The 26,201-nt window shown below is 35.3% G+C and carries 26 protein-coding genes, 1 other RNA gene and 3 pseudogenes; 17 read left to right on the top strand and 13 right to left on the bottom strand.

All coding sequences use genetic code 11. The features are described from left to right. The first annotated feature begins 22 nt into the window (after nt 1-22). Nucleotides 23-2,038 (top strand): annotated as a pseudogene (locus LA754_RS03915) (AAA family ATPase). A 12-nt stretch (nt 2,039-2,050) separates the two neighbouring features. On the opposite strand, the gene LA754_RS03910 reads toward LA754_RS03915, so the two are convergent. Together LA754_RS03910 and LA754_RS03905 are read right to left on the bottom strand one after the other, a co-directional pair. After that, a complete protein-coding gene (locus tag LA754_RS03910; protein ID WP_457923589.1) occupies nt 2,051-3,160 on the bottom strand; it encodes a hypothetical protein in 1,110 nt (369 codons plus the stop codon). Next, nucleotides 3,126-4,322, bottom strand: coding sequence for a hypothetical protein (locus LA754_RS03905; RefSeq protein ID WP_077188243.1), 1,197 nt, complete (start codon nt 4,320-4,322; stop codon nt 3,126-3,128). Before LA754_RS03905 ends, LA754_RS03910 begins: the two co-directional genes overlap by 35 nt. Nucleotides 4,323-4,640: 318 nt before the next feature. Here LA754_RS03905 and LA754_RS03900 point away from each other — a divergent pair, with 318 nt between their 5' ends. The 9 genes and pseudogenes from LA754_RS03900 to LA754_RS03860 all read left to right on the top strand — a co-directional run bounded on the left by LA754_RS03900 (nt 4,641) and on the right by LA754_RS03860 (nt 11,968). Then, nucleotides 4,641-6,272 carry a recombinase family protein gene (locus LA754_RS03900; protein WP_077188241.1) on the top strand — a complete coding sequence of 544 codons (1,632 nt, stop codon included), beginning with the start codon at nt 4,641-4,643 and terminating at the stop codon, nt 6,270-6,272. Further along, nucleotides 6,241-7,014, top strand: a pseudogene (locus LA754_RS03895) (magnesium chelatase domain-containing protein); the annotation flags it as partial. The gene LA754_RS03900 and the pseudogene LA754_RS03895, both read left to right, overlap by 32 nt. A gap of 405 nt (nt 7,015-7,419) precedes the next feature. Continuing rightward, complete coding sequence (locus LA754_RS03890) at nt 7,420-7,557, top strand: hypothetical protein (RefSeq protein ID WP_457923588.1); 138 nt, start codon at nt 7,420-7,422, stop codon at nt 7,555-7,557. Then, nucleotides 7,511-8,824, top strand: a complete 1,314-nt coding sequence (ltrA, locus tag LA754_RS03885) for a group II intron reverse transcriptase/maturase (RefSeq protein WP_457923587.1) — start codon at nt 7,511-7,513, stop codon at nt 8,822-8,824. Before LA754_RS03890 ends, ltrA begins: the two co-directional genes overlap by 47 nt. Nucleotides 8,825-8,941: 117 nt before the next feature. Then, nucleotides 8,942-9,241, top strand: a pseudogene (locus LA754_RS03880) (ATP-binding protein); the annotation flags it as partial. After that, nucleotides 9,239-9,586 carry a magnesium chelatase subunit ChlI family protein gene (locus tag LA754_RS03875; protein WP_238514667.1) on the top strand — a complete coding sequence of 116 codons (348 nt, stop codon included), beginning with the start codon at nt 9,239-9,241 and terminating at the stop codon, nt 9,584-9,586. The pseudogene LA754_RS03880 and the gene LA754_RS03875, both read left to right, overlap by 3 nt. An 83-nt stretch (nt 9,587-9,669) precedes the next feature. Further along, nucleotides 9,670-10,125, top strand: a complete 456-nt coding sequence (locus tag LA754_RS03870; RefSeq protein WP_006279438.1) for a hypothetical protein — start codon at nt 9,670-9,672, stop codon at nt 10,123-10,125. Between the two features lie 248 nt (nt 10,126-10,373). Further along, nucleotides 10,374-11,570: a cell division protein FtsZ gene (ftsZ, locus tag LA754_RS03865; protein WP_006279437.1), complete on the top strand. Its 1,197-nt coding sequence runs from the start codon at nt 10,374-10,376 to the stop codon at nt 11,568-11,570. After that, nucleotides 11,570-11,968 (top strand): EVE domain-containing protein, encoded by a 399-nt coding sequence (locus LA754_RS03860; protein WP_077188253.1) that lies wholly within the window; start codon nt 11,570-11,572, stop codon nt 11,966-11,968. Before ftsZ ends, LA754_RS03860 begins: the two co-directional genes overlap by 1 nt. A 33-nt stretch (nt 11,969-12,001) precedes the next feature. Here LA754_RS03860 and LA754_RS03855 read toward each other — a convergent pair whose 3' ends face one another. Next, a complete protein-coding gene (locus LA754_RS03855; RefSeq protein ID WP_236514572.1) occupies nt 12,002-12,328 on the bottom strand; it encodes a hypothetical protein in 327 nt (108 codons plus the stop codon). Nucleotides 12,329-12,352: 24 nt separating this feature from the next. On the opposite strand from LA754_RS03855, the gene ybeY reads away from it, so the two are divergent. Together ybeY and LA754_RS03845 are read left to right on the top strand one after the other, a co-directional pair. Then, nucleotides 12,353-12,805, top strand: a complete 453-nt coding sequence (gene ybeY, locus LA754_RS03850; RefSeq protein ID WP_010082473.1) for an rRNA maturation RNase YbeY — start codon at nt 12,353-12,355, stop codon at nt 12,803-12,805. An 86-nt stretch (nt 12,806-12,891) separates the two neighbouring features. After that, nucleotides 12,892-13,680, top strand: coding sequence for a succinate dehydrogenase iron-sulfur subunit (locus LA754_RS03845; RefSeq protein WP_010082472.1), 789 nt, complete (start codon nt 12,892-12,894; stop codon nt 13,678-13,680). Nucleotides 13,681-13,683: 3 nt separating this feature from the next. Here the strand turns inward: LA754_RS03845 and LA754_RS03840 are convergent, their stop codons facing one another. Genes LA754_RS03840 through LA754_RS03825 form a run of 4 tightly spaced genes read right to left on the bottom strand, consistent with a single transcriptional unit; the run spans nt 13,684 to nt 17,117 of the window. Then, on the bottom strand, nt 13,684-14,820 hold the full coding sequence (locus LA754_RS03840; RefSeq protein ID WP_077188236.1) for a transcriptional regulator: 1,137 nt from the start codon (nt 14,818-14,820) through the stop codon (nt 13,684-13,686). Between the two features lie 42 nt (nt 14,821-14,862). Then, the gene (locus tag LA754_RS03835) at nt 14,863-15,642 is read right to left on the bottom strand and encodes a GNAT family N-acetyltransferase (RefSeq protein WP_457923586.1); all 780 of its coding nucleotides are present in this window, start codon (nt 15,640-15,642) and stop codon (nt 14,863-14,865) included. After that, nucleotides 15,632-16,114 (bottom strand): phosphatidylglycerophosphatase A family protein, encoded by a 483-nt coding sequence (locus LA754_RS03830; RefSeq protein WP_006279290.1) that lies wholly within the window; start codon nt 16,112-16,114, stop codon nt 15,632-15,634. The genes LA754_RS03835 and LA754_RS03830 overlap by 11 nt, the downstream gene beginning before the upstream one ends. Nucleotides 16,115-16,133: 19 nt before the next feature. After that, nucleotides 16,134-17,117 (bottom strand): NAD(P)H-dependent glycerol-3-phosphate dehydrogenase, encoded by a 984-nt coding sequence (locus LA754_RS03825; protein ID WP_006280098.1) that lies wholly within the window; start codon nt 17,115-17,117, stop codon nt 16,134-16,136. A gap of 325 nt (nt 17,118-17,442) precedes the next feature. On the opposite strand from LA754_RS03825, the gene LA754_RS03820 reads away from it, so the two are divergent. Then, entirely contained in the window at nt 17,443-18,213 is a 771-nt protein-coding gene (locus LA754_RS03820) for a response regulator transcription factor (protein WP_006280099.1), read from the top strand. Between the two features lie 52 nt (nt 18,214-18,265). On the opposite strand, the gene rnpB is transcribed toward LA754_RS03820, so the two are convergent. Both rnpB and LA754_RS03810 read right to left on the bottom strand, forming a co-directional pair. Further along, an RNA gene (gene rnpB, locus LA754_RS03815) (RNase P RNA component class A) lies at nt 18,266-18,613 on the bottom strand. A gap of 158 nt (nt 18,614-18,771) precedes the next feature. After that, entirely contained in the window at nt 18,772-19,227 is a 456-nt protein-coding gene (locus LA754_RS03810; protein WP_457923585.1) for a hypothetical protein, read from the bottom strand. A gap of 115 nt (nt 19,228-19,342) precedes the next feature. On the opposite strand from LA754_RS03810, the gene tnpA reads away from it, so the two are divergent. Continuing rightward, complete coding sequence (gene tnpA / locus LA754_RS03805) at nt 19,343-19,780, top strand: IS200/IS605 family transposase (RefSeq protein WP_006279552.1); 438 nt, start codon at nt 19,343-19,345, stop codon at nt 19,778-19,780. Between the two features lie 48 nt (nt 19,781-19,828). Here tnpA and LA754_RS03800 read toward each other — a convergent pair whose 3' ends face one another. After that, nucleotides 19,829-20,398, bottom strand: coding sequence for a hypothetical protein (locus tag LA754_RS03800; RefSeq protein ID WP_457923584.1), 570 nt, complete (start codon nt 20,396-20,398; stop codon nt 19,829-19,831). Beyond that, nucleotides 20,376-21,464, bottom strand: a complete 1,089-nt coding sequence (locus LA754_RS03795; RefSeq protein ID WP_236718412.1) for a hypothetical protein — start codon at nt 21,462-21,464, stop codon at nt 20,376-20,378. The genes LA754_RS03800 and LA754_RS03795 overlap by 23 nt, the downstream gene beginning before the upstream one ends. 224 nt (nt 21,465-21,688) lie before the next feature. On the opposite strand from LA754_RS03795, the gene nuoE reads away from it, so the two are divergent. The 3 genes from nuoE (at nt 21,689) to LA754_RS03780 (ending at nt 23,913) form a co-directional block, all read left to right on the top strand. Further along, on the top strand, nt 21,689-22,189 hold the full coding sequence (gene nuoE / locus LA754_RS03790; protein ID WP_010962799.1) for an NADH-quinone oxidoreductase subunit NuoE: 501 nt from the start codon (nt 21,689-21,691) through the stop codon (nt 22,187-22,189). Further along, on the top strand, nt 22,190-23,404 hold the full coding sequence (gene tgt / locus LA754_RS03785) for a tRNA guanosine(34) transglycosylase Tgt (RefSeq protein WP_077188234.1): 1,215 nt from the start codon (nt 22,190-22,192) through the stop codon (nt 23,402-23,404). A 191-nt stretch (nt 23,405-23,595) separates the two neighbouring features. Next, entirely contained in the window at nt 23,596-23,913 is a 318-nt protein-coding gene (locus tag LA754_RS03780; RefSeq protein WP_457923583.1) for a WD_0736 family protein, read from the top strand. Nucleotides 23,914-23,919: 6 nt separating this feature from the next. Here the strand turns inward: LA754_RS03780 and LA754_RS03775 are convergent, their stop codons facing one another. Together LA754_RS03775 and LA754_RS03770 are read right to left on the bottom strand one after the other, a co-directional pair. Continuing rightward, nucleotides 23,920-25,191, bottom strand: a complete 1,272-nt coding sequence (locus tag LA754_RS03775; protein ID WP_077188233.1) for a M16 family metallopeptidase — start codon at nt 25,189-25,191, stop codon at nt 23,920-23,922. Between the two features lies 1 nt (nt 25,192). Continuing rightward, nucleotides 25,193-25,810: a superoxide dismutase gene (locus LA754_RS03770; RefSeq protein WP_006279402.1), complete on the bottom strand. Its 618-nt coding sequence runs from the start codon at nt 25,808-25,810 to the stop codon at nt 25,193-25,195. Between the last annotated feature and the right edge of the window lie 391 nt (nt 25,811-26,201).

Raw genomic sequence — 26,201 nt, 5'->3', positions numbered from 1 at the left:
TTTATCCACAAAAACCGACACTATGCTAGAGCTAAAAACTCAGCTTTTGCAAAACATCAGATCTTGTCTTTTTCATCTTTTACCAAGAGGGACATTTCGTGGTGATAAGTTTTATGTAGGTGATGTACAGGGTAACAGGGGCAAAAGTACTGTAATAGAGTTAACAGGCGAAAGAGCCGGATTATGGAAAGATTTTGCAACTGGAGAAGGTGGTGACATTATTGATCTTTGGGCAACGGTACACGGGAAGAATGCGAGAATAGAGTTTCCTGAAGTAATGCTCTCAATAAGTGAATGGCTTGGAAAAACCAACTTCAAAGAACAGAGAAATTGAGAACAATACTTAACTTGTAGTTGGAACTACTACGATGAAAATAACCAATTGATTGTAATAGTCTACCGTTATGATCCTCCTTTAGAGAAAAAACAGTTTAAACCATTTGATGTTAAAAAACAAAGATTCAAAGAGCCAGAAATAAGGCCACTCTACAACATTCCAGGTATTTTAAAATCTGATAAGGTTGTTCTGGTTGAAGGAGAAAAATGCGCAGAAGCACTTATAGAGAAAGGAATAACTGCAACAACAGCAACGTTTGGAGCAAATGCGCCTATTGATAAAACAGATTGGACTCCGCTTAAGGGCAAGCATATTATTATTTGGCCAGACAACGATGAAGCAGGTAATAAATATACCAAAAACGCTGAAAAGAGACTTTTAGAACTTGGTGTTGCATCACTTGCTACGCTTAAGATTCCACCGAATAAACCAAAGAGTTGGGATGCTGCTGATTGTGTGTTAGAGGGAATAAATATTGAAGAATTTATCGAAAAAAACTCAAGAAAAATAATTATTAAACCACCACTTGATATTTTTAGCTGGAGCGTAGAGCGTTTTGTAGGCCCAGTACCAAAGCAAAGATTCTTGGTTGAAGGATTATTTCCTTTGGGTGTAACCTCCATTTTGGCTGCAATGGGAGATACAGGCAAAGGTATGCTACTTCTTGACCTAGCCCTCAAGGTTGCAGGTAGCATAGATCAGGTATGCGGATTTGGTCCACTTGTTACTGAACATGGATCTGTGGTGGTATTTTCTGCGGAGGATGATACAAATGAAATACATCGTCGCTTAGAACGACTTGATCCAAAATGCGAGAGATTGAAATATAAAGGTAGGCTATTTATTGTACCATTACCAAACATCGGAGGATCTCTTACCATACTTAAGAACGTTCGCGGTAAAGTTGTAGAAATCTCTCCAGAATTTGAGTCGGTAATGAAGCAGCTGAGAAGAATAAAGGATTTAAAGCTCATTATATTTGATCCCCTTGCTTCTTTCATTCATGCAGATTTAAATGCTGATCCAGCAGTAGGGGATTATCTCATGTGTTTGTTATCTGATTTAGCGTGCAGCACTGGGGCTTCAATCATTACTGCACATCATATGAGGAAATTAAAGGGAGAAAAACCTATATCAACCGTAGAGCAAGCACGAGATGCTATTCGAGGCACTTCTGCTCTCGTAAATGGAGTCAGGTGTTCTTTTGCTTTTTGGCCTGTTGAGGATATAACTAAACCAATGATTTTTAGGTCAATTGGAAAAATCCCAAGACAAAATGCACTATTTTATGGAGCTGTTGTTAAGGCAAATGGCCTGGCTGATCGTACTGTACGTACTTATCTGAGAAATGAAGAAACAGGGCTATTAGAAGACATCACTGAACAATTAAAAGCTCAAAATACTAGTGATAAGGATCTTAAAATATATCTTATTGATTCAATTGCGCGAGCTGCTATTTCAGGACATCCATTTACTCACACAGGAAGTGCAGGAATACATAAACAACGACATAGACTGCCTGAAGTTTTTCATAGTATGGGAAGGGATAGACTAGAGCGTATAGTTCAAGAGCTTTTACAAGCAAAGCAAATAGTTAAAGGAATGGCTAATGGTTCAAAAGAAGATAAATGGCTTGATGTAAAAACAGGACCATTTGCACGTGGAGTTGGAAAATTTACTCATGGAGCTGAAAATTTTTAAAATCAGGAAATTCTATTTTTTTATAGTCAAAGTAAAAGGGTTAATCCGATAACCATGTGATGATCTTTGCCAACCAAGGGTTTGTATCACATCATCACGTTCAATACTTAATCCTAATCTCTCAGCAAGTGTAGTTTTGATTGTTCTTTGCATTTTATTTAATGGTTTTCTGATTTGATGTTCTAAATCTGCTTCTAAACTAAGTCCCAAGAGTTTTTCTAACTGATTAATATTGAGAAGTGTATGTTTTTCAGGTGGTAATTCTTTTTCACAGTCATGTAAAAATTGCTTGAACAATATTCGAAAAATATTAAGACATGACACAGCTTTTTTATTTATAACTTCAACGCTATTAACATATACCATACCTTTAACTACCTGTAACTCCAAAAGCTTTGTTGGTATAATTGGTTCAACACGTTTAAGCGAAATATATGAAGCTGGTAAAACTTGCAAAGAAGTATTTTCTACTACCTCTGGTACTCCTCTTTTAGCTGCTTCTTGAAATATCTCAGTTAAAGTCTTAAGCTGACAAAAAAGTTCTACCATTCGCACTACATATAGGCTCAATAATAGATTCGGTATATCTTTTTTTAGAGTAATGAGAACTGTTGGATGGACTCTAAGTTTATCTATAGTTAGAAATATTGCATCAGTACAAAAATCAAGGATTATTAGGCTTACAGTACGACCTTGATTACAAACATAATAAACTCCTTTTTCCACTTTTTCCCACATAAGTCTTGAATCATTCAACTCGGTTTCAAACCAGTCTATGATTTTCTCTATATTTAAGTATATGGATAAGAGATGAAATCTCTGTTTTTGATAAGTATTAGGCAGAATATGACGAGAACAGTTTTCACAAATAGCGTCATCACATGCTTCATCAAAGTCTGGATCAATGAAAATCTCATTGCTACAACTTGGATCAATTACATTTGGCCAATCAAGATAATCTTCTTCACAAGAGCAAACAATATAATACCTTTCTTGCATTTGTATCCATCCAAGATCAAATAAGTATCTTGCTGCTTTAATGTGATTTTGACTTGGATTAACCCAAGAACTATTTGAACTTAAAAGATCAGCAATTTGCTCGTGAAAGAATTTTAAGACCATAAGATTGTTCCATATGTTTCTTCAGGTCCTCTCTTTCTTTTTTATTGAGTGGATGCTCTGAATAATAAACTTCCCCACTTATTTTGAAAGAAAATGTTACCTTTTTGTTTTGGAACATTACTTTAGCTGATTGAATAGATTGTAGTATATTGCCAATAGATGGCTTTAAAATATGTAACTCTGGTGCAATAGAATCATACGGCTTTACACTTAAAGTAAGATATGTATTACTATTCTTAAAATAATCTGACTTAAAATTTAACTCAAATATACAAATATTAGGATCAGAACCCTCTATACATGCTTGAAGAAATTTGTGCACTTGTAGTGGAAAGTTCTTATCTTGTATATTTACAAAAGTACATTCGCAGTCAAAATACCCACTTACAATGCTATTTGCTATTTCCACAGCTTTATTAGTATTTTTAGCACAGAGATTAACCTGAGTGCCATCAAGAGAGAAATCTAAAATCATCCACTCAGGTTTATGACCATGAACAACTTTGTTTGAATTAAGCAGTAAATCCATGTCACTTCCTCGACGTACAAACATATATATTCGATCTTGATGATGGAAAAAACCCTGCAACTGGTCATCATCCTTAAGTATCTGCTCTACAGCTTCTTGTGACATAAACTCTTTAAATGAAGTGTTTATTTGTCTTGGTGATTTCTGTAGAGCAAATGATATGAAACCTTTCTTTTGTACTTTATCAAAATGATAGACAGATTTTAGAAATTCACAATTTATGTGAAATAGTAAAAACAACAAGGATCTTTTATCATACTTGGTATTATTTTTTATCAGATACGATCTCATTAACTTCTCAGTCAGAGCAAATCTTGCTACTTCACTGACTGTAGCCTCAAGTTTTGTACGATCAAAGTGGCTAATGAGATAATAGTTAAAAAGAGAGTCAGAGTAACTGGCAAGTATCTTACGTTTTTGTTGAGTGGATCTATCATCGTAGTCTCCGTCTTGAAAAAGTTGTCCATTTAAATGATTTTTAAAGCAATGCTGAAAAATAATGCTCAGTTGTTTACCAGAAAGGGAATCTAACCAAGACTGACGTATATTAGAATCCTGAAAACGATCTAATAAAAGGTTAACAGGAACTTCTAAGTCGCTCTCCCAGAATTTATGACTTGGATAAATCTCCATAACATATTAAATAAGCCATGTTATACATAATATGATGATTTAGGCAAAGATTTTTTGGACATAATTTCTTCAAATCTTGTATATTTATTAGGGAGAATTTGTGTGAACTAGATAGCTTTCTTAAACGAGACATAAGGTGTGCATTGGTTTAGTTTAATAGAAGTCTCCTAACCTATAAAAAAATTCACAGGAAGAAAAACATGCAAAAAGGAGAGTTGGCTATTTATTGGGGTTATAAGCCTAATCGATTGGCAGATACATATCTAGCAGATGCTTATGAACAATTATTGAAATGTAAAACAAAGGAGGTAGAAGAAAATGACAACCGTAAGCTTGTATGCAAGAGTTTCATCAAGACAACAGGCACAGGAGAATACGATAGAGAGTCAGATTGTAGAATTGGAGCGTCGCATTGGTAGTGATGGACATGAGTTATTAGATGAGCATAAGTTTGTCGATAATGGTTATAGTGGATCAAATTTAGAACGTCCTGGCTTAGAAAATTTACGTGATAGAGTAGCAGAAGGTAAGATTGATAAGATATATATTCATTCACCTGATCGGCTATCACGTAAATTTTCATATCAAATGATCTTACTCGAAGAGTTTAAAAAGGCTGGATCTGAAATAGTATTTTTGAATCATAAGTTTGATGATAATCCGGATTCCCATTTATTTCTACAGATTCAGGGAGCAATAGCAGAGTATGAACGTGCAAAGATTATGGAACGAAACCGTAGAGGTAAACTTCATGCGGCCAAAGCTGGGTGTATAAGTGTGATGGGTAGGGCGCCTTACGGTTATCGCTACATAGCAAAACATGTAGGTGAAGGAAGTGCTCAATTTGAGGTTGATGAAGAAGAGGCAAATATAGTGCGTAAAATATTTAGTCGGGTTGGCCAAGAAAGAGCAAGTATAGGAGAAGTTGTACATGAACTGAATAAGATACCGGTAATAACAAGAACAGGAAAAAGGTATTGGAAAAGGAGCACTATTTGGAACATGTTAAAAAATCCTGCTTATATAGGACAAGCAGCTTATGGTAAAACTAGGACATGCTCAAAACCACAAGTAAAAAAATCAAAAAAAGGAACTTGTGGTAAACTTAAAAGTGGTCGCTTTAATAGTGATAAAGAGAATTGGACTTATATTCCAGTACCAAAAATAATCAATGAGCATTTATTTGATTCAGTGCAGGCACAACTAACTGAAAATAGGCAAAGAGCAAGAGTACGACAAAGAAGAGAAACATATTTATTGCAAGGTTTAATGGTATGTCAACGTTGTCAATATACTTATTGTGGTACAAACCACGTTCATAAAAAGTCGACATATTATTACTATCGTTGCTCTGGTACAAACTCTAGCAAATTCAATGGCAATAAAATCTGCGATAATAAATCAATACGCACTGATATATTAGATGGAGTTATATGGGAAGAAGTCAAGAGTATCTTGAAAGAGCCAGATAGGATTGCAAATGAATATCAACGTAGATTATCAGAGAACAAAAAACCTTTACATAATCAAACACGTGAAAAGCAAGAAAGTAAGTTAAGATTAAGTATCAAAAAATTTATTGATAGCTATGCTAAAGGGTTTATAAGCCAAGAAGAATTTGAACCAAGAATCACAACAATGAAACAGCATTTGAAAGAAATTGAAGAAGAGAAAGAAAGAACGCTTGATCAAAAAAAACTACAACAAGAATTGAGCCTTGTTACAGATAGCTTGAAAAACTTTTCCTCAAGTGTTGAATCAAAGCTTGATCAAGTGGATTGGCAGACTAAGCAAAATATTATTAGAATGTTAATTCATCAAATTGAAATCAATCACAATCACTTGTATATAGTATTTCGCATAAAAAGTCTTGCAAATTTTGATCAAAATAGCCATAATAGAATTATGCAATGTTGTACTAGCAGTCAATATTGTTGGCTTGCCGGATAAAACTGTTGCAGAATCCAGAGAGCGCATCAGAGCAGCGTTAAATTCAATCAATCTACTACTACCTCCAAAAAGAATTACAGTTAATCTCTCCCCTGCGGATTTGCTGAAAGAAGGCAGTCATTATGACTTGGCTATTGCTATTGGACTACTTGTTGTAATGAATGTGATACCAGTTGAAAAAGTTCAGTCTTATATCATTATGGGTGAGCTTGCCCTTGATGGCAGAGTTATTCCAGTTTCAGGAGTGCTGCCAACAGCAATTAATGCAAAAAAGGACAATAAAGGAGTAATTTGCCCGAGAGGAAATGGTGTAGAAGCTGTATGGGTGAAGAATGTTTCAATTCTGGCTATAGAGAAATTAACTGATATTATCAGACACTTTAAGGGTGAGCAATTAATTCAGCCAGTAATTTTTAATTATAGTGATGCACCCAAAGAAAAAAGATTGGTTCCCGATATGAAGGATATCAAAGGCCAAGTTGTTGCAAAAAGAGCAGCTGAAATTGCAGCAGCAGGTGGGCATAATATGCTTCTTGTTGGCCCTCCTGGTACTGGAAAATCAATGCTTGCTAAGCGCTTTATAGGATTGCTGCCTGATTTAACCGAACAGGAGATGATTGATGTTAATATTATTTCCAGCATAACAAAAACTGGTAATGAAATATTCAAAGTAACTCGTCCCTTTCGTGAACCTCATCATTCATGCTCTATGCCAGCGATGATAGGGGGAGGAAAGAATGCGTGCGCCAAGAGAAGCGTTTAGAACACAGTTGGTGAAAATCCGACTTAGGCAAAGTCTAGCCAACAGCCTAAAACGAACCATTATGCTGCGTAAGGTAACGAACGTAGTAAAGCTAATGGAACGGACAATACAGGGTGCAACGAAAGTGAAGGTATTGAGTCCCGAAATTTCCGACATCATAGAGGTCGACATTGTGCATTTTAGTGGAAGACAGCATGAAGGATAACGATAAGGCAAGTTATCACTCACTCTATCGGGATCTAAGGCCGTATCATGTATTGAGATGGGTTCTAAATGAACTTGGGAGATCCTTTGTATTCCTATTTAGGTACGTTAGAACAAGCCAACAAAGACGAGGACTGACGAAAGATACAAAGGAAGTCGGACTGATTGATAGTACTCAGAGTGTGGGAAAGCCACATACAAGGGAAAGCGGTCAGCAATATAGCAACTGGAATAGGGATTGCAATACCGATACAACAGAGATTGGAAGAATATGCAAGAAAAACTAAACCAGATAGCGGTAAGAGCGAAGCAAGATAAACGAGTGAAATTTACATCACTAGTTCATCTGATAAATGCAGAGAATCTCGCAGAATGTTATAAGGAACTAAAACGCAACAAGGCTTGCGGTATAGACCAGGTGACAGTAGAAGCTTATGGAGAAAACCTCGATGAGAAGCTTAAAACTCTAGTAGATAGTATGAAGAGAAAGCAATATCAACCGCAACCGGCAAAAAGGGTATATATACCAAAAGCCGGAAGCAAAGAGAAACGCGGACTTGGAATACCATCGACAGAGGATAAGCTGGTGCAAATAATGCTAAAGAAGATATTGGAAAATATCTATGAAGCAAATTTCCTAGACCAATCATACGGTTTTCGACATGATAGAAGCTGCCACCAAGCGGTTAAAGCATTAGATAAAACAGTTATGTACAAATCAACAAACTATATAGTGGAAGTGGACATAAAGAGGTTCTACGATAATATTCAGCATAAATGGCTAATTAGGTGCTTAAAGGAAAGAATATCTGACCCAAATTTATTGTGGTTAGTAAAGAAATTCCTTAAAGCTGGAGTCATGGAAGGTGGATATTATAAAGCAACCACACAAGGAGCACCTCAAGGAGGAATAGTAAGCCCAGTATTAGCCAATATATATTTACACTATGTGCTAGATCTATGGTTTGAAAAGAAAGTAAAACCCAAATCTAAAGGATATATGGAGCTAGTCAGGTACGCAGATGACCTTGTGGTATGCTGTGAAAATGAGGAAGATGCTAAGGAATTTCTAGAATCACTGAAACAGAGATTAGCCAAGTTTGGTTTAGAAATATCTGAAAACAAAACAAGGATAGTAAAGTTTGGCAAGAAAGGATGGTACCAAGCAAAGAGAGAAAAGAAGAAAATGGAAAGTTTCAACTTTCTAGGATTTACGCACTACTGTGGAAAAAGTCGTAATGGCAGGCTAATTATGGGACATAAAACCTCAAAAATAAACCTAGCTAGGAAACTTAAAGAAATCAAAGAATGGTTGAAAACGACACGTAATCGGATTTGTCTCAAAGATTGGTGGCAGATACTAAAAGCTAAACTAAGAGGGCACTATAACTACTTCGGGATTAGTGGAAATTACCGATGGCTCAGTAAGTTTGAGTGGGCGGTAAATAAGCTAACGTTTAAGTGGATAAACCGTCGTAGTCAGAAAAAGAGTATGACTTGGGAACAATTCATGAACTACAAACAAGTCAATCCACTACCAAAGCCAAAAATATGTTTTTCTTTATATATAGGAGGTATATCGTGAACGCTATTATTGTGGAGCCGTGTGCGGGAAAACTGCAAGCACGGTTCTTATGGGGGAGTCATAAAAATAAAACTCAAACAAGGGGGATAGGACTATGACTTCTACCAACCAAAACCTGGAGAAATTACCATGGCTCACAATGGCGTGTTATTCCTTGATGAGTTGCCAGAATTTCCAAGACTTGTGCTTGATTCTCTGCGCCAACCACTTGAAGATAGAAAAGTTACCGTTGCAAGGGCAAATGCTCACATAACCTACCCTGCAAATTTTCAACTGATTGCTGCAATGAACCCTTGCAGGTGCGGTTATTTAGGTGATGCAAGCAGATCGTGCAACAAAGCTCCAAAGTGTGGCACAGATTACAAAAACAAAATATCAGGCCCATTGCTTGATAGAATAGACATATGCATTGAAATGCCAAACGTTAGCATACTCTCTCCTGAAATCTCTGTGGAGGGAGAAAGTACTAAAATCATAAGAGAAAGAGTGATAGCAGCAAGAAAAGTTCAAACTGAGCGCTATAGTGAATTAAATATTCGTTGCAATTCAGAAGTAAGCGGTGAAGCATTTAATAAATTTACTGAACCAGATCAGGCAGGGTTAGAATTGCTAAAATACGTACTGAAAGAAAATTACATTTCCAATCGAGGCTACACACGCGTATTAAAAGTTGCAAGAACTATTGCAGATCTTGCAAAAAGTGAAGAAGTAAAAAGAGCACACATTGCTGAAGCGCTCAATTACAGAATAAAGGTATATTAAAAAATTAGTTTACTTGACAGGCAAATTTTTTTACTATATGCTTCCCTAATGAAATTCTAACATTCTATTTAGGGAGTAGATTTATGACGTTAACAAATTATGAGTATGGAAAAGGGGATGGCATTTTTCATGCTATTTCAGAAGGATATATACGAGCTGAAAAATACTGGGGAATTCCTGGTGCTGCTGGTGGAGCTGGTCAGTACGCTATGCATAATAAAGGGAGAACAGCATTATTTCCGCTTGCAGTTGCAAGTGTTGTCTTTACAGCAGTGCATATGAAAGCAGGCTTTGTTAGTGCAGCAGAAGCTTCTGGGTTTCTTGCTAAGACTGCCAGTTACTTTGTTGGAACAAATCAAGCAATAGCTGCTTCATTACCTGGATTTATCGGAACAGGTGTTGCTGGTCAGATAGTTGCGGGTGCCATAATGGCAATTGCTGCAGTTGCTGCTGTTTATGGAACATATCAAGTTGCCTCAAAATTAAAAGATGTTGCAGTTGAAGCATCGAAAGGGAAAGGGAAAGATCAGGAAGTATAATAATCTTCAACAAAATAAAAAGGGATAGGTTTCTGTCCCTTTTTATAAACATTTTCTATTTTTTGCATCGGTTAAGTGATGTCATTTAAGAATCTAGTTATTATAATTAACGGCACTTATTAGTATAAATGTTAAGAATAAGTAAGTCCCGTTTACTGTTTACGCCTATAGAAGTGAAAAGTATTTGCATATTATTAAAAAAGCGGTAACTTATTATCAAGTGAATTCGCTAAATTTGAGTAATTTAAATGTCTATTGATCTTAGTCTGCCGGAGTTGCCTATATTACACCCAAGGATTACCGTTGTGGGAGTGGGTGGTGCTGGTGGAAATGCTGTGAATAACATGATCCAATCTAATTTGCAAGGAGTGAATTTTGTTGTCGCAAATACCGATGCTCAAGCACTAGAAAAGTCGTTATGTGATAAAAAAATTCAGCTTGGCATTAATTTAACTAAGGGGCTTGGTGCTGGTGCTTTGCCTGATGTTGGCAAAGGTGCAGCAGAAGAGTCAATTGATGAGATTATGGAGCATATAAAAGATAGTCATATGCTTTTCATCACAGCAGGAATGGGCGGTGGTACTGGAACCGGTGCAGCACCGGTAATTGCAAAAGCAGCCAGAGAAGCAAGAGCCGCAGTTAAGGATAGAGCGCCAAAAGAAAAAAAGATATTGACTGTTGGAGTTGTAACTAAACCGTTCGGTTTTGAAGGTGTGCGCCGTATGCGCATTGCAGAGCTTGGACTTGAAGAACTGCAAAAATACGTGGATACACTTATTGTCATTCCAAATCAGAATTTATTTAGAATTGCAAATGAAAAAACTACATTTTCTGATGCATTTAAACTTGCTGATAATGTTCTGCACATTGGCATCAGAGGAGTAACTGACTTGATGGTCATGCCAGGGCTTATCAATCTTGACTTCGCTGATATAGAAACAGTAATGAGCGAGATGGGCAAAGCGATGATCGGCACCGGAGAGGCAGAAGGAGAAGATAGAGCAATTAGCGCTGCAGAGGCTGCAATATCTAATCCATTGCTTGATAATGTATCAATGAAAGGTGCGCAAGGAATATTAATTAACATTACTGGTGGCGGAGATATGACTCTGTTTGAAGTTGATGCTGCAGCCAATAGAGTGCGTGAAGAAGTAGATGAAAATGCAAATATAATATTTGGTGCTACTTTTGATCAAGCGATGGAGGGAAGAGTTAGAGTTTCTGTTCTTGCAACTGGCATTGATGGTCGCAATAATAAATCAGAAACTTCACCTATAAGTCAGAGCGAAGACTCAGAGAAAGAGAAATTTAAGTGGCCATATAGTCAAAGTGAAAGTACGCAAGACAAAACACTGGAAACAAAACCAGATGAACAGGTAAGCGAAGGAGCTAAGAGGGGCAGCAATATCTATGATATACCAGCTTACTTAAGAAGAAAAAAATGATGCAATTTTGGCTACTCAAGTCAGAGCCAAGTGAATACTCATGGCAAAAAATGGAAAAGGATCAGGTAGTTGAGTGGGATGGTGTGCGCAATTATCAAGCTCAAAATTACATGAAAATTATGAAAGCAAGCGATCTTGCGTTTTTTTATCATACAGGTAAAGAGAAAGCAATACTTGGAATCGTTGAAGTATTTAAAGAGTATTATCATGTTAATGATCCCAAGTTCGGATTAGTGAATGTAAAGTTTTTGAAACCTTTAAATAACCAAGTAACGTTAAATAATATAAAACAAAACCCACTTTTGAAAAATATGACTATATTAAAACAACCACGTTTATCAATTGCCCCAGTTTCGGAAATTGAATGGAATGAAATAATAAGGATGAGTGATGTGTAATACCTGTCATTTCAGTTCCTAAATGATGTCATCTCAGCACACAACGCACAGCTGTATGAATATTTGTCTCGAAGGCAGTGCATTAAACGTTATAGCCGATTTTGCATCAAACACAAAGGTGTCATTCCAGTGCTTGACACTGGAATCCAGCCTTAATGCAACCACATTAAAGCCGTTGTGTTTTAATATAAGATTAGCTACTTTTATATTCACTAACTTGATGTCTAATCGAAATTCCTGGATCCCAGTGTCTAGGCACTGGGATGACATCCTTCTAGTGTACAATATTCGTACAGTTGTGTACATGACACAAGGGTCTATAACTCTTCTTTTTTGGATTCCAGTGTCAGCTATTTGCATGACACCCTTACTGATGTGTCACTCATGTTAGAAGTAAATATTCTTGACAAGAAATGGTGCAGCATTATAGAAAATCCTAAAAATTTTGTATTAGGTGTCATCAATGCTTCTCTAAAAGAATTAAAAATAGACCACTATAAACCAAATATATCAATAGCTCTGGCTGATGATGACTTGCTACATCAACTTAATTTAAAATTTAGAGAAATGGATAAGCCAACTAACGTACTATCATTTCCGTATGAACAATTGTCTAATGAGTGCGATTTAGGAGACATAGCAATTTCAATAGACACAATAAAAAGAGAATCGCATGAGTATTATATACCCATTCTTGCTCACATTGCACACATGTTAGTGCATGGATTACTGCATTTACTTGGTTATGATCACCAAAAAAAAGATGAAGAAATTATAATGAAAAATCTAGAAAGAGAGATTTTAGCTTCGCTTGGCTACAATATGTGTGCGATTTAAAAGGAATTTAATAAAAATATAGTAGATGATAATAAAATATGTTATCTACAAAGGGTTTTAGCTATAAACAATAAAAGGTAAGTGATATGGTTCAGTTTTCTTTGCCAAAGAATTCTAAAATTAATCAAAAGGGCAAAATTTATCCTATTCCTGCTAGAGCAAAAAACATCAGAAGATTTCAAATTTACCGTTGGTCTGCTGATGACGAGAAAAACCCTAGAATAGACACATTTTTTATTGATATGGATAGTTGTGGCCCTATGGTACTTGATGCATTAATAAAAATAAAGGATGAAATAGATTCGACTTTAACTTTCAGACGTTCTTGTAGAGAAGGCATATGTGGATCTTGTGCCATGAATATTGACGGAACCAATACTCTTGCATGTACTAGATCTATACATGATATAAAAGGTGACGTAAAAATATATCCATTACCTCACATGTATGTAATAAAGGACCTAGTCTCGGATTTGAGCCAATTTTATGAGCAATACAAATCAATTAAACCTTGGTTACAAGCAGATAAGCCTGCCCTACCAAATAAAGAATACTCTCAATCTTCTGAAGATAGAAAAAAATTAGATGGCTTGTCCGACTGTATATTATGTGCTTGCTGTTCGACTGGTTGCCCAAGCTACTGGTGGAATAGTGATAAATTTTTAGGACCAGCAATACTATTACAAGCTTACAGATGGATTGCTGACAGCCGTGATAATAAGACAGGTGAAAGACTTGATGTTTTAAACGACCCATTCAAGTTGTATCGTTGTCATACAATAATGAATTGCACAAAAACTTGTCCTAAAGGACTTAATCCAGCAAGAGCAATAGCGAAAGTAAAACAGCTCATGGTAGAGAGAGAAGGAGTTTAAGTATTATCTTTTGCATTCTTCGTAAGAGAACAGCAAACCTTCCGAAGCGTAGGGTATTGTTGATACCCTGAACGCTTTTCCATTCGTGAAATGCATCGTATCATCATACGATTCAAATAATTTTTTGAACAACTCATGTCTTTGATTACTAATAGTTTGAAAATCCTCTTTTTCTAAAAGCTTTTTAGATTCGCAGAGGTAAAGCATAACTTCATGATAAGTTGGGTAAGATGCCAAAAATTTTGGGTCAAATTGAAAGGTTTTTATAAAAGCATTATTATAAAATTTTAGCTTTTGATTCTTACTATATATTACTATAGCAACCGGTAACCTCTCAAGCAAATTTTTCTGTGTAGCTAAATAACTGTTTAATTCAGTATATAATTTCTCTGCATCACTAACATCTTTCCCATACATTACTATGCTACCAGAACCTTGTATTGGAATTTTAACAAAATCGAAAACCTTAGGTTCGTTCTTATAAGTTATGACATGTCTTCCTGGTTTTGTGCTATGAGCGCTACCGGTAATAGCAAATTTCTTAGAACCATCTACATATTTATCATAAAACAAGTTATAAAATTCCACCTTTCTACTCTTGTTATATCTTAGTATTGGAAATGGTAAAGAGTTGAAAACGTTTTTATAGCTCTCCACTTCCTGTGTAAGCTTACTATTTTCTAACTCAAGTCCGTTAGCCTTTATCTTACAGTCTGAGACATTCCTTATCCATAACAGCACACCTATCACATTGTTAGAATCATCTATTATGCTTCTACCGTAACATATGCAATAAACCTCACTGTCTTTTGACTTTAAATCTAGAGTAAAAGATTTATTTATTTCCTTTGCCTCAACAAAATTTTTGATTAAGCTTTCTGATTGCTCAAAAAAATTCACAAACTCATTAAATGAGTAAAAAACAGTATTAAGCAAAATTAGTAAATTGGGAGAGAACTTTTCTATACGTTTTTTTGCATCCCAAATATAAAACCCATCATTCACAGTATCAATTAAATTATTTATGATAACATTTTGATGCTGTAAGTTCTTAATCTTATTACTAATTTTTAATTTAGAATAAGAGAGAAAGAATAATATTAGAATCAATATTAAAACCACTTCATACAAAAAAAACATAGCACTTTTAAAACAAATGTAAAAATTTGTAACCGCTCAGAATTATGCTGAAGAGGTATATAAGTAAAGATTGCCTAACATTTGAAAGCCTAATCTCTTATAAAGGTTCACAGAAGATTTCATACAATGTGCTACTATATATTTGCATTCAAGCTGTTTAGCTATCTTTATTCTTTCTAAAACCATTTGGGTACCTATTCCACGATTCCTGTAAATTGGTAAAACTCCATCACTATAAAAACCAGCTACGCTATCTTGAACATAAAGACCGCATGTTCCAATAATTTCATTATTTAGCGTTACAAGAAAAAATCTTAATCTTGAGTTCTTATCATCATAATTTGATAATCCGCGAAAAAATGTGCTGACAATTCCAACGCCATGATAAAAAATTTTAGAAGTGTGTAGATCTAACTGTTCTAAGAGGTTGCTACCATTCACAGCATTTAACCTCAAGTTTGGAATAACATCAGCAGGTAAAAAGTAATTTTTCATATTAAGTAAAGCTTTTTTTGGTGTGCTAACGTGTTTTATTTCACACTTTTCTAAAATATCTCTTATTTTCATATGTGAATTTATTACCCATGTTGCTTCTATATCTCTTGTTCTGAGATAATCTAGAGTTTTTTGTATAGAAAGCTCGGTACATTGATCTCCACAGAACACAAAATTAAATAATGACTCCCTGGTACCATTTATTGTAAATATGATGTTATCAAATTCATCGTGTACTTCCCACTCAGATAAATTCGCTGTGTACAGTATATAATCGTTTAGATTTTGAACAATTAAGCTTGAATAATAAATTTTTTTATCCTGCATACACCAACAATAAACAATAAAAGGCTCCTATCAGAACACAGGCTAAAATTGCAGCTATAACGTCATCTAGCATAATACCTAAAGGACCTTTGGTATTTTTATCGATTAAATTTATAGGCCACGTTTTTATTATATCAAAAAACCTAAAAGAAAAAAAGCACAACAACAATGAAGAACAATTCATCTCTTGGCTTAACAATATCGAAACTAAAAGTATCGTCAGCAATTGACCAACCACTTCGTCAATTACTACCTCTTTTGGATCACATGAAGTCTTGTAATGTTTTATATAATTACCTGTAGACCATAATCCAATTAAGAATAAAAAAGAAATAATTGCTGCACCTAAAATTTTGTTGCTCAGGATTACAGGAACAAGCGGAAAAGAAGCCAAACTACCCACAGTACCTGGCATTTTTTTTACTGTTCCAGACAGCCACCACGTTGATATTAATTTATATAAAAATTTCACAATATATCCAAATACAAAATTAACTTATAAGAACAGAAATAGTATCCTCTATAGAGGCGCTTTCATACAATAATCTATAGACCGCTTCACATATAGGCATTTTTATCTTTAGCTTTCCTGCTAAATTAAATATGGACTCAGCAGTGCTAAAACCTTCAATCACTGACTTGCCTTCTGACAAAATCTGCTGAACATTAAAGCCATTGTCACTATTACCTATTTTAAACCCAAAAGATAAGTTTCTTGAATTCAAGGATGTGCATGTCATAATTAGGTCACCCAGACATGCTGGCCCAAGTAGTGTATTTATATCCACACTACCGTCACCAATTTTTGCTGAGTATAAAGCCTTAATTTCGCTCATACTTTTCGTAATCAATGCTGCATGAGCATTAAACCCAAGTTTACTACCTAGAACAATCCCACACGCTATAGCAAAAACGTTCTTTAACGCTGCACAAATCTGTACTCCTATAATGTCGTTACTAAACTCCAATTTAACATTTTCTTGTTGCAGCTCTGATACTAGCTTTGAACCTAATGTGTTATTTTGGCATGCAAGAACCATTGAATAGGGTAATTTTCTTGCAACTTCTACAGCAAAGCTAGGACCTGAAAAAATAGCAATAGGATTGTTAGGTAAAATTTCATTTACTATTTCACTAGGTAATTTTAATGTAGACTTTTCTATTCCCTTACAAGCTAAAATTATTGCTACATCTTTTTTCAGATTACAATTATGCAATTGCTGACATACCTTCCTCAGAGACTGAGTGGGAACAGCGAGGATTGTTACTGAAGCATTAATTGTGTCTTCAATAGCCAATTTTACTGACACATTATCAGAAATTCGACAACCGGGTAGCTTGTCACTTTCTCTTTTCCCGTTGATTGATTCAAATGTAGTTTCATTGCGAGTCCACAAAATCACATCTTTCTTACTACCTAATGAAATTGCGATTGCTGTACCCCATGCACCAGCACCTAAAATTGATATTGCCACACAATATTCCTGAAAATATTACTTATACTTTAAAATAGTAGGATAAGTAAATTAAAAATATAACACAGACATATAGAATAGTTAAATATTTATTAACCGAAGTATTCTTTTAATAATAGTAACTTTAATTCAATATTTACTAAAAATATTATTACTATCATGGTATGTCTATTATATTTTAGATCTATTTATATAACTTTGGAACAATATATTTACTATTAATTAATAAGTGTAATTTTGATCATTTGTTAATAAAAATTTGATTTATTACTTTCCTTAGTTATATATATTACTAAAATTATAAATTATTTATGGGGTGTAAAATATGCGTATATTATTAATTGAAGATGATCAAGTAAGTGCAAAGACTGTGGTTAACGCCTTAACTTCTGATGGACATTTCTGTGACGTTGTTACTTCTGCACAAGATTATAACAATAATATGGTTTCCTCAAACGGAGATTACTATGACCTAGTTATTTTAGATATACACTTGCCTGGTGATATTGACGGATATGATATATTGCTAAGACTAAGAAGTGCAAAAATCAAAGTTCCTGTCTTAATACTTTCATGTATATCCGCTGTCAATCACAAAGCTAAAGGACTCGGGTATGGTGCCGATGATTACTTAACCAAACCATTTCATAAAAGTGAGTTATTAGCTCGAATTAAGGCCATAGTGCGTCGTACTAAAGGCCATCCTGAATCGGTGATAAAGATTGGTAATATAAATATCAATTTTGATCACAGGATTGTTGAGGTGAAAGGTAAAACGGTTCACCTTACTAATAAAGAGTATTCTATGATAGAATTGCTAGCACTGCGTAAAGGAACAGTATTAACAAAAGAAATGTTCTTAAATCATCTTTACAATGGCTTAGATGAACCTTCAGATAACAAGATAGTTGATGTTTTTATGTGCAAATTACGTAAGAAACTTGAAAGTGCAAATGATGGAAAAAGCCACATAGAAACCGTTTGGGGCAGAGGGTATGTTCTGAAAGAGTATATTGATGATGATGAATATTCTAATGTTAATGTAGGCGAAAGTAGTGATGGCTATCAAGCAGAACAAGTGAAGGACAACGCATGAAATGCCTACACATTTAAATATAGCATGGCTTATATCGCACGTATCATGTGAACGCCTAGGTGAAATATAAGCCGAGTTCTGTTTATGTAGCTATTTATCTGGAGTAAATGTTACCATTTACCGCATGCGATTTACCCGAGTAGATATGAGGAAAACATAAAATCTACTTCTATTTAATCTTGCTCCTAGTGTTGGTTACTCGACTACCAATGTTGCCATTGCCATGGTGTGCTCTTACCACACCTTTTCACCCTTACCTAAAAATATTTTAGGCGGTAATTTTCTGTAGCCCTATAACTGGAGTTACCTCCGGCGGGCATTACCCGTCACTATTTTTCCTTGGAGCCCGGACTTTCCTCTGCTATGTTTATCACACAACAGCAGCTACTTATTTCACCCAGGAATTGTACTTTAACATGAAAATCACAAAAGCAAAAGACAATTTCCTAACAGTCTACATATTAAAAACATTTAGACAAATAGCTAAAGGTGATATTCCGGCACATCATCACTATCCCAAGATAAGCTTTTTTCACTTTTAGACTCCGCTTCAGTTAGTCAAGAGCCTGGTCCACCGCTTGAAGACGATGAGCTACTTCTTGATCGACTACTACTTTCTACTGATATACTATTTAGCACTGTTTCAGATTGATATATAGTTCGCATTCTGTTACCAGTGGTAAAAATTTCTTCATCGCTACTTGAAGATGATCGCCTTCTATAACCCAAATCAGTTAGTTCTAATACAGGAGAAGCATTACGACCCTTAACATATCTATATGCTATGAATCCTATAATTCCAACAATACCTATTGCTCCAACCAAAGATCCCCCTATCATTCCTGCCTTATTAGACCCTATAGCAAGTTGAGTAGGTTGTGGTGAAGAAGTAGACTGAGGAAGTAAAGTCGTGGTGAATATAGGAGTTGTTGACTCTTTTGTTCTAGTACTTGGTATACTAAATACTGTTTGTGTAGTTTTCTCTGAGCTTGTTGTTGGCGCAGTTGGTTCCACTGTTACTGTGCTTGTTTGAGTCGTTGACTTTCCATAAGATGGTACAAGCCTCCACCTTCTAGGTGGAGAAACTTTAGTTTGTCAATGTCATAACTGTACTTTATAAAGTATAGTTATGACGGAATATGACAAAGGAAAACACACTGTATTTTATCATAGGTACCATATAGTCTGGATTACAAAATATCGGTACAGAGTATTAACTAAGGCTATGAAGGAGAGAATACGAACAATCATAGCAGAAGTATCTGAAGAAATGGGGATTAAGATAGAAAACGGAGTAATATCATCAGATCATTTACATTTATTCGTAGTAATACCTCCTCATATAGCTGTGAGTGATTTTGTTCAAAGAGCCAAAGGCAGGTCTTCACGCAAAGTTCAACAAGAATTTCCAGAGCTAAATAAAATGTACTGGGGAAAGCGTTTTTGGGGAAGAGGATACTTTAGTGCTACCAGCGGACATATCACAGATGAAGTCATTAATGAGTACATCAATAAACATACAGATGCACATCAGCCTCATTCTATATCTAGTATAAGATTGGAGTAGCTTTAGCTTCTCATCGCGCTTCCAGCGCTATATCCAACCTTTCGGCTCTCAGCCGATAGTGGTTGAGTCTGTTGAAGGTTTATTCGTTGTAGAAGTAGGTGCAACGGCTTCTGTTGTTGGCTTCACTGTTACTGTACTTGTTTGAGTCGTTGACTCTGTTGAAGGTTTACTCATCGTAGAAGTCGACGCACCAGTCGCTGCTGTAGGTTTTACAGTACTTGTCTCAGTCCCTGAAGTTACTATCGGCACACTAGTTGACGTTGTAGCAACCGTGGTCGCTTGTGAAGTAGTAGTTGTTTTTGCTACTGTCGTTGACTCCGTTGAAGGTTTACTTATTGTAGAAGTAGGTGCAACGGCTTCCGTTGTCAATTTAGTAGTCTTCACAGCGTCGGTTTCTGCTGTGCTAGTAATTGCAGCAGTCGGCGTTTTCTTAGAAGTCACAACCGTTTCTGCAACAGTTATAGGAGCCACGGTACTACTAGAAATAATATCTGGCGTTAATCGACCGTTAATGATATTAACAAAATCACTGAGAGTTTTGATGCTATTTGCCGGTATTATTGTTGCTTCAGAAGATTTTCCAGAGCCGTTTTGATTAAAAGTTACAATTTTCTCCACTTACCGCAGTTACGATAAAACCACCCTGACCGTTGCCTTTAATATATAATTGCTCTATAGGATCTGTAAATTGATAGATAGGAAAATCTGACACTGATCCATTTTTAAGTAGAGTTGCTATATGTAACCTCTGCTCATTAGCTGATTGGTCATTTTCAAGAAAAGCAACTAGATCATTTCCTTCCGTTTGTTCAACATACTGCAAAAAGCTTATTTCATGTTCTCTAGAAAGAGATAGTGCTTTATTATCTATTTGACCTTTTCGATTACCAAGTAAAAAGCCATTAACTCCATCCTTCAGACCCTGAATCACTTTAGCCATATCAAATTTAAAAATACGTGTTTTTCTCACCTCTTGATTTTCCTTAGTAATCCTTTTGCTCACTTGCGAATAAAGCATCGTGTTTCCATTTAATGCCAATTGCCCCTGATTATCAAAATTGAACAATTTTCTTTCTGTAACACCTTTTTCTCCAGTCAATACCTTAAATTTTCCGCTCTCGCTTGACTTTAAGTACCAAGAAACTAAAGTTTGATCCTTTAAGTTATGGGCGATTACAATTACGTCACCATTACCAACTTTCACTGCTCTTGGTTGAAAGTAACTATTGCCCACATTTGCAAGACTATTATTATCAATATTCTTTTGTAATTTTCTTTTATCTAAATGTTCAACTGAAGGAGTATTAACTGATTGTTTAATTCCGTAAGTGTTAAAAGATAAGCCTTTAACGCATTTTTCTCCTTCTTCGCTAATTCCTTCTTCAGGAAAGATAACTCCAACTTTATCTATTTCAGCTGAATCTTCTATTAATGTGAGAGATAATTGATCTTTGAATTCATTTGCTACGCTGATATTTGTACCACATTCGTATGTTTTTGATTGATATAATGGACTAATAAGTAATTTTACTTTACTGCTCCCATTACCATTATCTTGATAGCTGAGTCCGTAAGCAACTCCATTCCCCTCAATTAATTCTACGTTTGTTGGATTAAAACCTATCGCTTCTTTAATTTCCGGTGTATTTGAGTTGATCCCGAGTAATCTTCTTAATATAGACATAATTTTATTTAAAATATTAATAAAATGCTATTATGATTACTCCTGTGTGTTAATGTCAATGAAAATTTTAACTAAAATTAAAAAATTAATATAATATTTTATACTAAAAGGTAAATATAAGCTTGAAGAGGGCTAAGAAGCTTTATGCTATTTCTCAAAAAACCAACAATTGCAATCATTGGTTCTACAGGTATAATCTGTTAAAGTTTACACGAGTCTCATGAATGATAGAAAAAGAAGAGCAGTTTAGTTTTACATCAGAAAACCTCAAGAAAGCGGGAAAGTTTATAGAGATGTATCCCAAAGGTAGAGAAGGTAGTGCTGTTATGCCTTTACTATATCTGGTTCAAGAGCAATGCGGATGGGTTTCTGAATCTGCTATGCGTTATGTTGCTGATATGCTGCATATTCCACATATTCGTGTATATGAAGTGGCAAATTTTTACACCATGTATAATTTAAAACCAGTAGGCAAATATCTAATACAAATTTGTAGAACAACTCCTTGCTGGTTGTGCAATAGTGAAGAAGTTTTAAATACCTTTAAAAAAAAACTTGGAATCAATATCGGTGAGACTACTAAAGATAATTTGTTCACTTTAAAAGAAGTTGAATGCCTAGGTGCATGCGTTAATGCTCCCGTTGTGCAGATCAATAATGACTTCTATGAAAATCTTACTCCTGAGAAAGTAGAAAACATCATAACAGAACTTTCAGGCAAATAGATGAAAGAAGAATTTTCATTCAAGAGAATCAAGCAATCAGGTTCTGCAAGAGTTGGAACAATTAAAACTCCAAATGGAAGCGTAGAAACCCCCGCTTTTATATTCTGCGCAACAAAAGCTGCAATTAAAGCTGCAGATATTGAAAGAATAAGTGAAGCTGGTACCCAAATCATACTTTCCAACACCCATCACCTAATGCTTCAACCAGGAGAGAATACTGTTGCAAAACTTGGTGGTTTGCGCAAGATGATAGGATGGAATGGGCCAATGCTAACTGACTCAGGTGGATATCAGATATTTAGCTTAGGCCACGGATCAGTTTCGGAAGAGATAAAAGGAATAAGAAAAAAACAAAAAACTTTGATCAAAATTAATGAGGATGGGGCAATTTTTCGTTCTTACATTAACGGTAAAATTTATTGCTTAACTCCTGAAAAATCTGTACAAATTCAACAGAAATTAGGTGCAGATTTAATCCTAGTTTTAGATGAATGCACTCCATTTCACGTAAGCAAAGAATACACAGCAAAATCAATGCTCATGAGCCACAGATGGGCTGAACGTTCTTTAAATGAATTTGAAAAAAACAATAATGGCAAGCAGGCACTGTATGGAATTAGTCAAGGCGGAGTGTATCAAGATTTACGTAGAGAAAGTTGTGATTTTATCAACGATTTGCCATTTTTTGGTCAAGCAATAGGTGGATCACTTGGTCAAAGTAAAGAGCAGATGCATGATGTAGTTTCTTTCACTATGGACCACCTGAAAAAAGACAGGCCTACTCATTTGCTTGGTATTGGTGGAATTGTGGACATCTTTCGCGGAGTAGAGCTTGGAATTGACACGTTTGATTGCGTGCATCCAACCCGCTTAGCAAGGCATGGTGGCGCACTTGTTAAAGTAAAAAACAGAAATTCTATTTCTTCAAAGTGCAAAGAGCATATTAATTTGCGGAATCAACGATTTGAGCTGGACAACAACCCAATTGAAAGTGACTGTTTATGTTTTACCTGCAGAAAACATTCAAGAGCTTATATACACCATTTACTGAAAGCTAAAGAGCTCCTGGCTTACACGCTCGTTACCATTCATAATATTTTCTTTATGAATAAGTTAATGGCATCAATAAGGCAGGCTATATTAGATGATAGGCTAGATCGGGAGAAAAATAATTGGATTAGTGAGACACCACTACACTGTGAATTATACACCTAGTTCATATTTTTCTACGCTTATTTTATATTCCCTAAAACAGAAAAAGCCTTCCTCTTCCTACTCTTTCTTCCTTGGCTAATCCATAGTTAGCGTTTTTTGCACATGTGCGTTGCATTTTTTAATCTTCTTTAAAAACTTGACAATACATGACAACACTGGTACGTTAAAAATATAGTTTTTGTGAGGTATTTATGGTTAACAATAAAGAAAAACATCAAATAGCGTTTTGCGTTTCAGCCGTTACATTCTTAGCTGGGTTATCATTAATCGCAACTGCAATTGCAGTGGGTACCGTACCTGCTATAGCTGCTTGTCTAGTGATAGGAGGAATTTTGACTGTCTTGTCTGGTGTGCAAGCAGTAGAAAGCTATTTATTTTTACGAAACAGCGAGAAAACTTTGAATAAACTGATAAGTAGTATACGCGATGAACCAGAAAGCAAACTTTTTATAGAAAGGATTTTGCAACCGTTCATTGAACTTTTTAGTGAGCTTAAGCAACATAATTAAAGTACACTAAGCTTTAAGCATAGAAACCACTTTATCGTAACTTGGCAATGATTCAATTTCTCCAATTGCAGCTAGAGTGGTTTTTTCATGCTGAGATAACAATTCTTCTGCTGCTTTTTTTACGTTAGCAGTGGTAACTGCACTAATTTTTTCTATTAATTCATTTTTACTGATGTACCTATTATAGTTACCGTAGTAGTGTCCCAATGTTTCAGCACGTGAGCTAACACTTTCGCGTGACATTAAAATTTGGGATTTTACTCGCTCTTTCACTCTATTTACTTCTTCTTCCTTCAGATCATCTGTAGACAACTTCTTCAACTCTGTCGTTATAGATTTTAAAAGCTTATCTAAGTTACTACTGTCTGTACCAGCAAAAATGGAAAACATTCCTGTATTAGTATAGCTGGAATTAAATGAATAAACAGAGTAAGCTAATCCCTGCTTTTCCCTTACTTCCTGGAATAAACGTGATGACATTCCGCTCCCTAATATAGAATCAAGCACTTGAAACGTGTGATATTTATCGTCATGGCGAGAAACACTAGGTAGACCAATTAGCAAGTGTACCTGATCTAATTTACGATGTTCTAAATACTCACCACCAGTACAGCTCGCATTTTGGCTTTTTTTCAGCTTTTTAGAACGAATCTTTGAGAGAAAATCTTTGGTTAATGCAACAACTTCTTCATGTTCAACATTTCCTGCAACGGCAAATAGCATATTCTCACCAAAGTAATGCTCATTTATGTAATTATCTAGATCTCCTCGAGTAAAAGATTTTACAGTATTTTGCGTGCCTAAGATTGACCTACCAAATGGTTGGTCTTTATAAGCTGCCTCAAAATATTTGTCGAAAATAATGTCACTTGGTGAATCATTAGTTTGAAAAATCTCTTGTATTACAACACCCTTCTCACGTTCCAATTCATCTTCTGGAAACGTGGAATTCATCAATATATCTATTAATATATCAATACCAGTTTTTATGTCTTTCTTGAGGACTTTTGCATAATAGGTGGTGCTTTCCCTACCAGTGCTGGCGTTGAAAACCCCACCTATGTCATCAAAAGCTTTTGCAATTTCAAATGCAGTTCTTGTCTTCGTCCCTTTGAAAGCCATGTGTTCTAGAAAATGGGATATTCCATTTTGATTTGCACTTTCCGCTCTACTGCCAACACCAACTCGTATGCTTAAAGCTACGGAATCAACATCACGCACCTGCTCAGTTATTATGCGCAGACCATTATCTAATTTTGTTACCTGGGGTACATTCATCTTATGTGTTCTTTTTTAAATTCTCTTCTGCAAAATCCCAATTAATTAAATGGTCAAGGAAAACTTTTATGTAGTCAATTCTACGGTTTTGACAATCTAAATAATAGGCGTGCTCCCACACATCCATAGTGAGTAGTGGCACTTGGCCATAAATTATTGGCAAATCTGCATTTGGAGTCTTGGTGATTTTGAGCTTTCCTAACCTACCTTTTTCGAGCACTAACCATACCCATCCACTGCCAAAATGGCTTACTCCATGACTCGAAAATTCTTCATAAAATTTATCAAAGCCACCGATATCGTCTTGAATTTTTTTTGCTAGAAGACTACCATCTTTAGGCTTACCACCACCATTTTTTTTCATTGAATTCCAATAAAAAGTGTGATTCCAAACTTGTGCTGCATTATTAAATATAGGCAAGTTGCCGCTATTACCATGCACTTTTGTTATTAATTCCTCAATTTTTACATGTTGATAATCCGTATTTTCAACTAGCTCGTTGAGTTTATTTAAATATCCTTTATGGTGCTTATCATAATGAAAATCTAAGGTTTTTGCAGATATATAAGGCTCCAAAGCTGTTTTATCGTATGGTAATTCAGGTAAAGTAAAACTCATAAAAACCTCTTTATTTCTAACCTACTTGGATGGTAGGGCAATATATGCTTTTGTGCAACATATAATTAATAGCTAAAACATTTAGGTATCTATTGCATTATTCTAAATTATACTACAATAACGATTATCATATAAGCCATAGAAATGGATTAAATGCAAAAGTTACTTGACACCCTTCGCCAACCCCCTTATCATGAAACTGAAGCTATTTATTTATCTTCTCTGTACAGATTAAATGACAAAAAAACTCACGTATCTGGCGTCTCATGTTTAGTTTTTTGCACTATGTGCACCTTATGTCTTATAAAATTTCTACCTACATAAGCTGAAACGCGCTTATAAAGCGTTTAAAACATAGAAAAACGCCAACTTAAAAAATGGATAGTGAATA

This window comes from Wolbachia endosymbiont of Muscidifurax uniraptor (assembly GCF_054149795.1).
The sequence above is the reverse complement of the archived record's forward strand: the minus strand, read 5'-3'. Positions and strand labels throughout refer to the sequence as shown.

Bases quoted from the DNA above. Each gene is read 5' to 3' on its own strand.
- LA754_RS03910 (WP_457923589.1), bottom strand. From the start codon at position 3,160: ATGGTCTTAAAATTCTTTCACGAGCAAATTGCTGATCTTTTAAGTTCA.
- LA754_RS03905 (WP_077188243.1), bottom strand. From the start codon at position 4,322: ATGGAGATTTATCCAAGTCATAAATTCTGGGAGAGCGACTTAGAAGTT.
- LA754_RS03900 (WP_077188241.1), top strand. From the start codon at position 4,641: ATGACAACCGTAAGCTTGTATGCAAGAGTTTCATCAAGACAACAGGCA.
- ltrA (WP_457923587.1), top strand. From the start codon at position 7,511: ATGCAAGAAAAACTAAACCAGATAGCGGTAAGAGCGAAGCAAGATAAA.
- LA754_RS03875 (WP_238514667.1), top strand. From the start codon at position 9,239: ATGCCAAACGTTAGCATACTCTCTCCTGAAATCTCTGTGGAGGGAGAA.
- LA754_RS03870 (WP_006279438.1), top strand. From the start codon at position 9,670: ATGACGTTAACAAATTATGAGTATGGAAAAGGGGATGGCATTTTTCAT.
- ftsZ (WP_006279437.1), top strand. From the start codon at position 10,374: ATGTCTATTGATCTTAGTCTGCCGGAGTTGCCTATATTACACCCAAGG.
- LA754_RS03860 (WP_077188253.1), top strand. From the start codon at position 11,570: ATGCAATTTTGGCTACTCAAGTCAGAGCCAAGTGAATACTCATGGCAA.
- LA754_RS03855 (WP_236514572.1), bottom strand. From the start codon at position 12,328: ATGCAAATAGCTGACACTGGAATCCAAAAAAGAAGAGTTATAGACCCT.
- ybeY (WP_010082473.1), top strand. From the start codon at position 12,353: ATGTTAGAAGTAAATATTCTTGACAAGAAATGGTGCAGCATTATAGAA.
- LA754_RS03845 (WP_010082472.1), top strand. From the start codon at position 12,892: ATGGTTCAGTTTTCTTTGCCAAAGAATTCTAAAATTAATCAAAAGGGC.
- LA754_RS03840 (WP_077188236.1), bottom strand. From the start codon at position 14,820: ATGTTTTTTTTGTATGAAGTGGTTTTAATATTGATTCTAATATTATTC.
- LA754_RS03835 (WP_457923586.1), bottom strand. From the start codon at position 15,642: ATGCAGGATAAAAAAATTTATTATTCAAGCTTAATTGTTCAAAATCTA.
- LA754_RS03820 (WP_006280099.1), top strand. From the start codon at position 17,443: ATGCGTATATTATTAATTGAAGATGATCAAGTAAGTGCAAAGACTGTG.
- tnpA (WP_006279552.1), top strand. From the start codon at position 19,343: ATGACGGAATATGACAAAGGAAAACACACTGTATTTTATCATAGGTAC.
- LA754_RS03795 (WP_236718412.1), bottom strand. From the start codon at position 21,464: ATGTCTATATTAAGAAGATTACTCGGGATCAACTCAAATACACCGGAA.
- nuoE (WP_010962799.1), top strand. From the start codon at position 21,689: ATGATAGAAAAAGAAGAGCAGTTTAGTTTTACATCAGAAAACCTCAAG.
- tgt (WP_077188234.1), top strand. From the start codon at position 22,190: ATGAAAGAAGAATTTTCATTCAAGAGAATCAAGCAATCAGGTTCTGCA.
- LA754_RS03780 (WP_457923583.1), top strand. From the start codon at position 23,596: ATGGTTAACAATAAAGAAAAACATCAAATAGCGTTTTGCGTTTCAGCC.
- LA754_RS03775 (WP_077188233.1), bottom strand. From the start codon at position 25,191: ATGAATGTACCCCAGGTAACAAAATTAGATAATGGTCTGCGCATAATA.
- LA754_RS03770 (WP_006279402.1), bottom strand. From the start codon at position 25,810: ATGAGTTTTACTTTACCTGAATTACCATACGATAAAACAGCTTTGGAG.